The organism is Bradyrhizobium sp. SPXBL-02 (assembly GCF_051853065.1).
Taxonomy (GTDB): domain Bacteria; phylum Pseudomonadota; class Alphaproteobacteria; order Rhizobiales; family Xanthobacteraceae; genus Bradyrhizobium.
Map to the genome: position 1 here is coordinate 3,643,498 of NZ_CP182474.1, position 11,483 is coordinate 3,654,980.

General features: G+C 62.2%; 6 protein-coding genes and 1 tRNA gene. 6 read left to right on the plus strand and 1 reads right to left on the minus strand.

Translation table 11 applies throughout. The annotated features are described in order from the left end of the window. The first annotated feature begins 140 nt into the window (after window positions 1–140). Window positions 141–1,625, plus strand: coding sequence for an Asp-tRNA(Asn)/Glu-tRNA(Gln) amidotransferase subunit GatB (gene gatB, locus ACNJYD_RS16915; protein WP_439367043.1), 1,485 nt, complete (start codon window positions 141–143; stop codon window positions 1,623–1,625). A 1,604-nt stretch (window positions 1,626–3,229) separates the two neighbouring features. Next, entirely contained in the window at window positions 3,230–3,496 is a 267-nt protein-coding gene (locus ACNJYD_RS16920; protein WP_122402900.1) for a hypothetical protein, read from the plus strand. Between the two features lie 61 nt (window positions 3,497–3,557). Here the strand turns inward: ACNJYD_RS16920 and ACNJYD_RS16925 are convergent, their stop codons facing one another. Further along, a complete protein-coding gene (locus ACNJYD_RS16925) occupies window positions 3,558–5,579 on the minus strand; it encodes an O-linked N-acetylglucosamine transferase family protein (RefSeq protein WP_439367045.1) in 2,022 nt (673 codons plus the stop codon). Window positions 5,580–5,905: 326 nt separating this feature from the next. Here ACNJYD_RS16925 and ACNJYD_RS16930 point away from each other — a divergent pair. The 4 genes from ACNJYD_RS16930 to ACNJYD_RS16945 all read left to right on the plus strand — a co-directional run bounded on the left by ACNJYD_RS16930 (window position 5,906) and on the right by ACNJYD_RS16945 (window position 11,431). Then, a tRNA-Ser gene (locus ACNJYD_RS16930) sits at window positions 5,906–5,999 on the plus strand. Window positions 6,000–6,373: 374 nt separating this feature from the next. Further along, window positions 6,374–9,001 carry an O-linked N-acetylglucosamine transferase family protein gene (locus ACNJYD_RS16935; protein WP_439367047.1) on the plus strand — a complete coding sequence of 876 codons (2,628 nt, stop codon included), beginning with the start codon at window positions 6,374–6,376 and terminating at the stop codon, window positions 8,999–9,001. 499 nt (window positions 9,002–9,500) lie between these two features. Beyond that, on the plus strand, window positions 9,501–11,021 hold the full coding sequence (locus tag ACNJYD_RS16940; protein WP_212255104.1) for a porin: 1,521 nt from the start codon (window positions 9,501–9,503) through the stop codon (window positions 11,019–11,021). Between the two features lie 164 nt (window positions 11,022–11,185). Further along, window positions 11,186–11,431, plus strand: a complete 246-nt coding sequence (locus ACNJYD_RS16945) for a DUF3551 domain-containing protein (protein WP_439367483.1) — start codon at window positions 11,186–11,188, stop codon at window positions 11,429–11,431. Window positions 11,432–11,483 lie beyond the last annotated feature (52 nt).

Here is an 11,483-nt window from a genome sequence, read left to right on the forward strand (position 1 = left end):
GCCCAATTCCGCCGGGGCTAGAGACGGTGGCGAGGTTGCATCGCCTCCAGCATCGGCTTAATTAGTCGATCGCAGCAGCTCCCTCGCACGATCGCGGCCTGATCGGGGCTTAACCTCCAACGCAGAACGACATCTTCTCCATGAACGCTGACGCGACACCTCACAAGCTTCTTAAGGGTTCAACCGGTGAGTGGGAGATGGTCATCGGCATGGAGATCCATGCCCAGGTGACCTCGAACGCCAAACTGTTCTCGGGCGCGTCCACCGCGTTCGGCGGCGAGCCGAACAGCCACGTCTCGCTGGTCGACGTCGCGATGCCGGGCATGCTTCCCGTGATCAACGAGGAATGCGTCAGGCAGGCTGTCCGGACCGGGCTCGGCCTCAACGCGCAGATCAACCTGCGCTCGGTGTTCGACCGCAAGAACTATTTCTATCCCGACCTGCCGCAGGGCTACCAGATCAGCCAGTACAAATCGCCCGTCGTCGGCGAGGGCGAGGTGATCATCGATCTCGACGGCGGCAAGACCGCCGCCATCGGTATCGAGCGGCTGCATCTGGAGCAGGATCCCGGCAAGATGCTGCACGACCGGTCGCCGTCGCTCTCCTACATCGATTTCAATCGTTCTGGCGTGGCGCTGATGGAGATCGTCTCGAAGCCGGATATCCGCGACGCCGAGCAGGCCAAGGCCTATGTGACCAAGCTGCGCTCGATCATGCGCTATCTCGGCACCTGCGACGGCGACATGGAGAAGGGATCCTTGCGCGCCGACGTCAACGTCTCCGTGCGCAGGCCCGGCGCGCCGCTCGGCACCCGCTGCGAGATCAAGAACATGAACTCCATCGCCTTCATCGGCCAGGCGATCGAGTATGAAGCGCGGCGCCAGATCGAGATCCTCGAGGACGGGGGCGAGATCGAGCAGGAGACGCGCCGGTTCGATCCCAACAGGGGCGAGACGCGCTCGATGCGGTCGAAGGAAGAGGCGCACGACTATCGCTACTTCCCCGACCCCGACCTGTTGCCGCTGGAGTTCAGCCAGGAATTCGTCGACGAGCTGAAGGCGGAGCTGCCGGAGCTGCCGGACCAGAAGAAGGCGCGCTTCGTCGCCGATTTCGGCCTCTCGGCCTATGATGCGAGCGTGCTGGTCGCCGAGCGCGAGAGCGCGGTGTTCTACGAGACGGTGCTCGACAAGCTCGCCAGCCGTGCCCGCGACGGCAAGATGGCGGCGAACTGGGTGATCAACGAGCTGTTCGGCCGTCTCAACAAGGAAGGCCGGGATATTACGGCCTCGCCCGTCAATGCCGCGCAGCTGGCTGCGATCATCGACCTGATCGGCGACGGCACGATCTCGGGCAAGATCGCCAAGGATCTGTTCGAGATCGTCTGGCAGGAGGGCGGCGATCCCCGCGCGCTGGTCGAAAGCCGCGGCATGAAGCAGGTCACGGATCTTTCCGCGATCGAAAAGGTGGTCGACGACATCATCGCGGCCAATCCCGACAAGGCGGCGCAGGTGAAGGACAAGCCGCAATCGCTCGGCTGGTTCGTCGGCCAGGTGATGAAGGCGTCCGGCGGCAAGGCCAACCCGCAGAGCGTCAACGACCTGCTCAAGTCCAAGCTCGGCGTCTGAGCCTCACGTTCGAACGAGGTGACGGAGACGCGTCGTCACCTCGCTTTCGGTTCTCGCTGCGACGCTCGCGCGCATCCGCGAACGGCAAACTCCATCCCGATCGACGGCGATGCGGCGGCCGAATCGCCGCCGCGCGATTCGCCCGAAACGGCGGCTTGAACGCGCTCCGGCGAGCGCCCGCGCCGTTAAGCATGAAAATATTTTCGTTGCCAAAAATCGCGACTCAGAGTCCGCGAAACGCCTTCGCGAGGCGATCGCGCGATTGCCGATGCGCATCGTGGCGTTGATCGCGCGCGATGCACGCGTGCGAAAAAATACTTGCTGCATAGTGTTTTCGTGCAATCGCATCGTTCGCGAACGTCGATGATGCGAGCGCTCTGCATGATCGCAAGTGCACGTCGAACGAAGCGCCTGCGTCGCGCCCGCCAAGCGCACGCGCCTTGCTGCGTCAACACTTCTTTAAGCGAGAAGCTGTTTTTTTCTTCGTGTTGGTGTATTCGGGGTGAGTGCATTCGATCCCCGAGTGCACGCAGCGATTAAAGCCATCTCACACATCGGAGGGCAACATGGCCAAGAAAGCGAAGAAGGCGAAGAAGGCGAAGAGCGCAGTGAAGAAGACTGCGAAGAAGACCCGCAAGGTCGCGAAGAAGAAGAAGTAACTTCGCTTCTGAAGTTGCCGGCTCCAGATAGCCGGCACGTCATCAGCGCCTCCTAGAGGTTCTGGTCGACGATAGAGGGTGTCGGCGAGACATCAGGTCAACGGTCGGACCGTTCTCTTTCGCGGTCCGGCAGAAGAAACGAGTTTTCTTCGTTCGGTGCGGTTCTCCTCAAACGGGCTCCGCAATTTCACGACAGGCCTTCGGGCCAAAGTGGAATCTGGTCCTGACGTGTTCGCCGACGCCCTCGTTCCCTTGAAGCCGGGGCATTGCCGGCATTCCTTTTCCCCCGACATTGCTGATCTGAAACGCGCGACGTCATCGCGCCCTTGCTCGAACTGCCTTGGGGCACGCCCGGGCTGCGGCCTGATGCACGCTGTTCGCACGCCGCTTCTCCGTTCGCGGTGTCATCGCCCGGCTTGCCGCCTTCGCTGAAGCTTCGGCGCGCCGAGCACCCGTGTAAGCCTCGGCGTAGCCTTGGCGGAGCCGGGACCGGGCGATCCAGTACTCCGAGACGGCAGCGATTGAATCGACAAGCTGCGGGATACTGGATTCCCCGCCTGCGCGGGGAATGACGGCACGGTGTGCGGCAACGACAGTGATCCGCCTTTCACATTCTAGCCACACGGCCACGAGCCACCGCGCGTGATGGTTATCGTTCTCCCAAAATCCCGGGGTAAACAGAGTCTGACGAATCGTAGAAGTGCCTGCAAATCAGGGACTTCTTGAATCCTCCGCGCACGCGCCGCGCGCCCCGTTTACGTCTGCTTCATCGCGATACTTAAACTGCCATTCAAATTTGCCCGCCATCATCGCCTCCAACAAGCCGGCAAACGGCGATGGGGAAGAGTTGAACAGTGCACGATCCCGGGAAGGGTCATGCACATCAGAATTGGACGGGAGCCGCGCTCGGGGGACGAGGCGGCATAAGAACAAAGGGGATGCGTGATGTTTCAGGGTACATTCGATCTGGAGACGGCAACGCCGGTCGATGCGAGCGCGCTGTCGGACGTGCTGTTCGAGCGCGGGATCTATTGGGCGAGCGGCCGCTCCGGGATCGTCGATCTCGTCGCCGCGCACAAATGGTTCAATCTCGCGGCGCTGAAGGGCCGCAAGGACGCCGTGGCGCTGCGCCAGGAAGTCGCCGGGCAGATGTCGGACGCCGAGATCTCGGTCGCGCAGCGCGAGGCGAGGGCCTGGGTCTGTGCGCACTGAGCGGTTCACTTCGCTTGGGAACCGACCTCGACCGGCCGGCACCATCGCGCCGAGGCGGGCCTCATGGTAAGGTTTGCACGGCAAACGAGGCCGGCGCTTCGCCGGCGCAATGCCTGCGCCAGATTTCGCTCAATGCCTCTTCGATATGTCGCGTCATGCGGACAGTATCGAAAAGCGGCCAAGTGGTCCGGCGCGTCGCCAGCTTGCTCCTGAGCGCGACCCGAAGCTCGGGATCGTGGGCGATCCGCAGTGCCAAGGCCTCGTATTCGTCCAGCGATCGCGTCACCAGCTCGGGAAGGCCGACGGCGTTCAGGAGACTGGCTGCAACGCGTCCGGCAAAGGTGGTGCCAAGGCACGTCAGAACCGGCAAGCCAGCCCAAAGGGCGTCGCTGGCCCCGGTGTGGGCGTTGTAAGGCAATGTGTCCAGGAACAGATCGGCGACCTGGTGGCGCGCCAGATGCTCGTCAGCAGGGACGCGCGGAGCGAACACGATTCTCTCGGCGGCAATCCCCCGCGCAACGGCTTCACGCTTCAGATTCTCCGTGGCGACCGGGTCTCCATCCAGCAGCCAAAGGACGCTTCCGGGGGTCCTGTCGAGCAGCCGCATCCAGACGCCGAACAGCGGGGGGTTGATCTTGGGGTTTCTGTTGAACGCGCAGTAGACCAACGCATCGTCCGCCAATCCGAGCTCGGTGCGGCTTGGTGGATTTGACGGGAGCGCTCGCTTCGCGTCGGTCGCCTGGTAGCTATTCGGAAGATAGATCACCTTCTCGGCGTAATAAAGCTGCTCCGTTTCGGGGATGACGATCCGGTCGGCCATGAGGTAGTCGACATAGGGGGCACCCATCGTGCCGGGAAAGCCGAGATAGCTGACCTGGATAGGAGCCGGCCGGCGCGCAATGATGTTCGGACGCGCACCGGCGGTGAAGCCGCCGAGATCGACGAGAACCTCGATCTCGAGCTGGCGGATCAGCTTGACGACGTCCTCGTCGGCGAGATGGCTGACATCTTCAAAGCGTTCGAATGCGGCCTTCAGGCGGTTGCGCATCTGGCTATCGTCGTCGGGCCCGTAGGAGATGGCGGTGATGTCGAAGCGCTCACGGTCGTGCGCCTCGAAGACTCCGGCCATCAAATACGCGGTGGCATGATTGCGAAAATCGGCCGACATGTATGCGACCCGGAGCCGGGACGCCGGGCTCGGCGTTCCTGGCCTGGCGGCGCGTCCGTCGGGGGCCACCTTGGCGACATAGGTCTTTGCACAGGTCAATTGGCGTGCAGGCGATGAGGAGACATGAAAGAGGGTGAAGGGGTCGATCGGCACGTCCGCCTCGACAGCCTCGTCCATGGCGGCCTGTTCACGTTCGAAACTGCTCCAGTCGGCGCGCTTGCGCCTGCAGGCAACGAGGTTGCTCAGCGCAAACGGGAACGTCTTATCAAGTGCGACCGTTCGTTCCAGCGCCGCGATCGCTTCGTCGTCGCGCCCCAGCTGGCCAAGAACCTCAGACAACGCGAAATGGTTCTGGGGGTCGCCCGGTGCAAGCTCGATGGCGCGGCCGTAGCTGTCACGCGCTTCCTCGAGTCGACCAAGCTGCTGCAACGCGCTGCCTCGGTTGGCGAACGCGGCGCTCGACGGTGCGATCACTATGGCGCGATCAAACTCGGCTATGGCGTCGCGAAGCTGCTGCCGTGCAATGAGAATCGCTCCGCGATTGAGATGCGCGTCCGCGAAGTTCGGGGACAGGGCGATCACTTTCGCAAGCCAGGCGAGCGCATCATCCGGCTTGTTCAGCGCACGCAGCACGTTGGCAAAGTTGAAAAGAACGTCGGGATTGCCGGGGTCGACGCGTGCAGCCTTCTTCAGCAAAGGCTCGGCGTCCGCAAATTGGCCGCGCTGGGCGTGCAACAGCCCCAGCATGTGGAGCGCGACGGCATGCGTTCTGCTCGCCTTCAGGATGGTCGTGTAGGCCCGTTCCGCATCCGGCAGATTGCCCGAGCGGTGCGCTGCAATTGCCTGGTCCAGAATAGTGGACGGATGGAGTGAGGAGGGGGCCGAAGCTCCCTTGTTGCGGCCTTGTTGTGGCATGTGATTGGGTATCTCGACCCCGATGTCGGGTCCGTGCTCTGGCGAAGAGGTTCAAAAAACACTAATCGCCTTTGTCGGAGAGAACAACGGCTCGCTGTTTCAGGGTAGGTAACGATCAGCTTGTTGCCAGATTGGCGTGCGAGGATGCACGCCAGCTGGTGGAAATACAGTGCAGGCGGGACGATGGCGTGACGCGCCTCGGACGTCGCATTCCCGATCCGTCCCTTATATCTGTCGCTCTCAAAGCGTTTCATGTGCAAAGAAACCCGCTCGCCCCAATTCTGCCGCTTGCGGCCCGCCTCCGTGTCGGGCATACCCGGCGTATTGGAGACGTGGCCGAGTGGCTGAAGGCGGCGGTTTGCTAAACCGTTATAGGCTTGTAAAGGCCTATCGAGGGTTCGAATCCCTCCGTCTCCGCCAGGTCTATCCCATTGAAATAGCAGGTATTTTCCAGTGTGAGGCGCTCGCTTCGGGGTCGGAGGGCCGCCGAAAGCAGGCCGATCATCGCGCCGCTACACAATGGTCCATGGCAACCGGTCTCGCAGCCTGGCGAATCGACACAAGGAAGCCTCTTCACAAGCTCGAATCCGCTGTTCTCGATTGTGGCAAACCCCGGAAGAGGGGCCTATCCGAGTCCTCCCGCTGAAATCATGCTGCCGAGCATATGTTCAACCCGGCCGGCGTGGAGTACGTCACACCGTCCTTCCGCAGGATTGGCAATGTGCACGGTTCGATGCTGAACGCGGCGCCGGTCCATCGGTGTGAGGGGCGTCGCGAAAGGGTCTATTCCGTCGATGAGGAACATCGCAGCAATCTTCAATGAGGCTCTCGCGGCCCTGAATGGGCGCGATCTCAGGAAGGCCGAAGAGGGCTTCAGACGCGTCATCAAGTTCGAGCCGTCGCATGTTCCAGCGCTCAACCTGCTGACCATCGTTCTCATGAACACAAACCGGTTTGCCGAGGCCGAGCCGTTCATTGCGCGCGCCGTCAAGCTCAATCAAGGATCAGATGTCTCCTTCTATAATTACGGGCTGATCGCCAAGCAGCTCGGCAAGCCAGCGCTGGCGCACGAGCAATTCACCAGAGCCCTGCGTCTCAATCCCAACGTGAGAGAGAGCTGGAACAACCGCGGCGCGGTTTGCAACGTGCTCGAGCAATACGAGGCGGCGATATCCGACTTCGACAGAGCGATTGCCCTGGACCCGAACTACGCCGACGCCCATGCGAACAAGGGCAAGTCGCTGCTCGAGATCGGACGGCACGCCGAGGCGTTGACCTCCTACGACCGGGCGCTGTCGGTCAGGCCCGACCTGGCGGAAGCCTGGCTCGGCCGCGGCACGGCACTGGCTCGATCCAGCCGCCGCGATGAGGCTCTTGATGCCTATGACAAAGCGCTCTCCATCAGGGCAGATCTGGCGGAGGCCTGGATAGGCCGGGGCAATGTCCTGTACGGACTGAGGCGTCACGCGGATGCCTTCGCATCCTACGATCGCGCGCTCGATATCGCGCCGCAGGCCGCCGCCGCCTGGCTTGGCAGGGGCAATGCGTACGCTGATCTCAAGCGCTATGACGAAGCGCTTGCAGCCTACGACAAGGCACTCACGATCAAGCCGGATTCGATTGAAGCCATGATTGGTCGCGGCAACGTCTTCGCGGGCCTTAAGCGCCGCGATGATGCTCTGGCGCTTTATGACGCGGCGCTTTCGATCAAGCCCAATTCGGCCGAAGCCTGGCTCGGCCGCGGCAGTGTCTTTCTGGATCTGCGGCGTCGCGACGAGGCGCTCGCCGCCTTCGATAAGGCGCTCTCCATTGCGCCGGACCTGGCCGAAGCTTGGCTCGGTCGGGGGAACGTGTTCGGAGACGTCAAGCGCCACGCGGAAGCGCTCGAGGCCTACGACACGGCGCTATCCATCAGGTCCGACCTGGCGGAGGCCTGGTTCGGGCGAGGGAATATCTTCGCCGACCTTCGGCGCCATGACGAGGCGTTCGCGGCGTTCGACCGAGCGCTGACGCTCGACCGCGACCTGCCCGGAGTAGAGGGCGCGAGGCTCTATTCGAAGCTGAATTGCTGCGACTGGACAGAAATAGAGGCTGAGACAACGCGCCTTATCGAATCCATTCGTGCGGGCAAGGGGGGCTGCCAGCCGTTCGCGCTGCTGTCGATTGCGGCATTGGCCGAGGACCAGCGACGAAGCGCCGATTTCTGGGTCGAAAGACTGCTTAACCTTGCCGGGCGCAAGGCCGTCGACGCCGTCCCGGTGCAGGCTGACAAGATCCGCGTCGGTTACTTGTCGGCGGATTTTCGGAGCCACCCGGTGAGCTATCTGGCCGCAGGTCTTTTCGAGGCCCACGATCGCACCAGGTTTGAAACGCACGCTTTCTCGATCGGCCCGGCCGAGGACAGCGAGCTGCGCGCAAGATTGGAGCGAAGTTTCGATCAATTCGTCGATCTCCACGGGCGGAGCGATGATGACATTGTCGGCTGCATCAAGGCGGCCAACATCGACATCCTCGTGGATCTGATGGGGCATACGCTCGGGGCGCGGCTCGGTGTTCTCGCGCAGCGGCCCGCCCCCGTTCTTGCGGGCTATCTCGGCTTCGCCGGCACCGTCGGCGGGGCGTTACTGGACTATGTGATCGCCGACGAGAGCAGCATCCCTGCCGAGCATCGCAAGCACTTTTCGGAGAAGGTCGTCTGGCTGCCGCACTGCTTCATGCCCCACGATGCCAAGGGGCGTGAAATCTCGCGTGTCGGGCTCGACAGGCGAGAGCAGGGATTGCCGGCCGAGGGCTTCGTCTTCTGCGGCTTCAACAACGCCTACAAACTGAATCCGCCGACGTTTCAGAGCTGGATGCGAATCCTGAAGGAGGTGGATGGCTCCGTCGTCTGGCTTTCCGATCTCCAGGATGTCGCAAGATCCAATTTGCGAAGAGAGGCCGAGGCGAGCGGCGTCGATCCCCAGCGCCTGGTCTTTGCAACGCGCGTCGCCTCCACTGCGGACCATCTGGCGAGACACCGCCTGGCGGATCTGTTTTTGGACACGGTGCCCTATAACGCCCATACCACCGCAAGCGACGCGCTCTGGGCCGGACTGCCGCTGCTGACGCTGGCCGGAGACGCCTTCGCGGGACGGGTCGCGGCCAGCTTGCTGCATGCCCTCGATCTTCCCGAGCTGATCACGCATTCTCGTGATGAATATGAGGGGCGCGCGATCGAATTGGCTCGCGATCATGAGCGGCTCCGCGGCATTCGAGAAACTCTGGAAGAGCGTCGTCTCACGTCGCCGCTCTTCAATACGCCTTTGCTTACCCGAAGCCTCGAAGAAGCTTTCGAAGCCATGGTCCGGCGGTACCGCGCCGGATTGGCGCCGGGTCACATAGAAGTTCCCGCGGCAGGTTCCGCGCTCTTTATCAGCGAATAAGTCAGCGGCGGACTGACCAGCCGATTGTCCCCAACCCACCGAGCGCGGACCAGATTCGAAAGATTCGCGCGCCCGGTTCGGAGCGAGTCGACGTTGTAGGGACGCCGAGGGGCTGCGTTGTTCGAACCGGGGATTTTTCAAGGCAAACGGAACCCCAAAAAATTCCTCTGAGTTTTCAAGTGCTTGCTCGGGCGCTTTGATCACAACTGCGTGTTATTTGTGCAACACCCATCGGAAAACAAGCGTTTGAGGCCCGGTCCGAAGCGTTCTTTTGTTGTGTGTGCAAGGACCTTCAGTAATTGTGACTGAGCGACGGAGGGGGGCATCCCGAGGTCGTCCCGTTCTAGGTGGTTCGCTTAAGTCCCTCGCGTTTCAGCGGGTGTGTCCGAAAACGCGAAGCGGCTAAGCGGTGGTTACAAGGGACAAGGGAACCAACCTTAGGGTGTCGTCACCCAGCGGATCCGGAACCTTCCCTATAGAGCAAACTTGGAGGTTTAACATGAAGTTTAAGAGCCTTTTGCTCGGTTCGGCGGCGGGTCTGCTCGCCGTTGGCGGAGCTCAGGCAGCCGATCTTCCCGTGAAGGCCAAGGCGGTCGAATACGTGAAGATCTGCTCCCTGTACGGTGCCGGATTCTACTATATTCCGGGTACCGACACCTGCATCAAGCTCGGCGGCTATGTTCGCGCCGACGTGCTGGCCAACACCAACAGCGACTACGGCATCGGTCAGGGTGCTCCCGGCGGCGCTAACAACCGTCTGGACAACTACTATCAGACCCGCGCTCGTTTCGACTTCAACGTCGATACCCGCACGGCGACCGAGTATGGCGTGGTCCGCACCTACGCCGATACGATTTTCTCCTGGGATACGACCGCGGTCACCGGCAGCAACCCGTCGGCGTTCTCGACCGGTTCGGCTTCGCTCGGCCTCTACCATGCGTTCATTCAGTTCGCTGGTTTCACCTTCGGCCGCACGGTCTCGATCTTCGACACGCCGTGGCAGAGCTATCCGGCTGGCGGTCCCGACTTCCTTCCGGGCGGCTCCAACAACGTCACCGGTGTGAACCAGATCGCTTATACGGCTGATTTCGGCCAGGGCATCACCGCTTCGGTGGCGTTGCAGGACCTGACGACCGCCGCAGGTGGCCAGACCAACCTCTATAACGCCAGCATCACTGCTGGTGGTCTCAGTGGCTTCACTTCGGCTTCGGCCGCCGGCGCTGCCTTCATCCAGGGCATCTACGGCACCAACGATTGGGGTGGCACGCGTATGCCCGACATCGTCGGTGCGGTTCGTGTCGACCAGGCTTGGGGTCTCGCCCAGTTCTCGGTAGCGGCGCACGAACTCCACACGGCCTACTACGGCACGACGGAACCCACTGGCCATCCCGACGACAAGTGGGGCTGGGCCGTGCAGGGCGCCTTGTCGATCAAGAACATCCCGACCGGTGCGGGTGACTCGATCAACTTGCAGGCGGTCTACACCGATGGTGCATCGCGCTACAACTTCCAGAGCCTGTTCCCGCAGAACATCTACATCTACGGCGGCAGTGGCATCGGTGCCTATCAGAGCCTCGGCTTTGCTGGTATTGCTGATGGCGTGTTCGGCACCGGTACCGGGATCGACACGGTCAAGACCTGGGGCTTCCGCGGTGGTTACACCCACAACTGGTCGCCGAACTGGGTGTCGGCCATCTACGGTGCCTATGCATCGCTTCGCTACGGCAACACGGGCAAGGCTCTGATCTGCGCGAACTTCGTCGCAGCCTACGGTGCCGCCACTGCCACGTGTAACCCCGACTTCAACCTCGCGGTTATCGGCGGTAACGTGGTCTGGACCCCGGTCAAGAACCTCGCCTTCACCGCGGACCTGAGCTATGTCTGGCTCGACCAGAAGTACTCGGGCACGATCGCGGGCGCTGCCACGGCGAACGCCGCGGTTGCGAAGCCGGCAGCCACCTACGAGCTGAAGGATCAGGGCAACCTGCAGCTTCTGCTTCGCGCTCAGCGCACCTTCTAAGATCGATCTTCGAATTGATCAGCGAACCCCGGCAGGAAACTGCCGGGGTTTTTCTTTGCGTGGGTTCTGGAGTGATCTAGAAGGTGCGGTGGGGGTGCATCGTATTGGAGCTTCAGCGCGTGAAGGTTTTGACCGGACGGATGTTGGCCATGACAGCGGCATCGATGATTGCGACGGTCATCGCACTTGTTGCGCCTGCAGCTGCCGAACCCCTCGATCCCCGTTACCCGGTCTGCCTCCAGAAATGGGAGTGGGGTGGCAGCAGCAGGACTTACTGTAGCTTCCTGTCTTGGGAAGACTGCAGGGCCGCGGCTATGGGACTATCTGCGATGTGCCTGGCTAATCCATATTGGTCGCAGCCGGGCCAATCCGGTCCCTCCGGCGCCCCGCAGGCCGCTCCGCCCCGATGACCAGGACGTGGTGAAAAGCGTTGCCCGCGTGTGCCCGGGGCCGGCTTCGGAT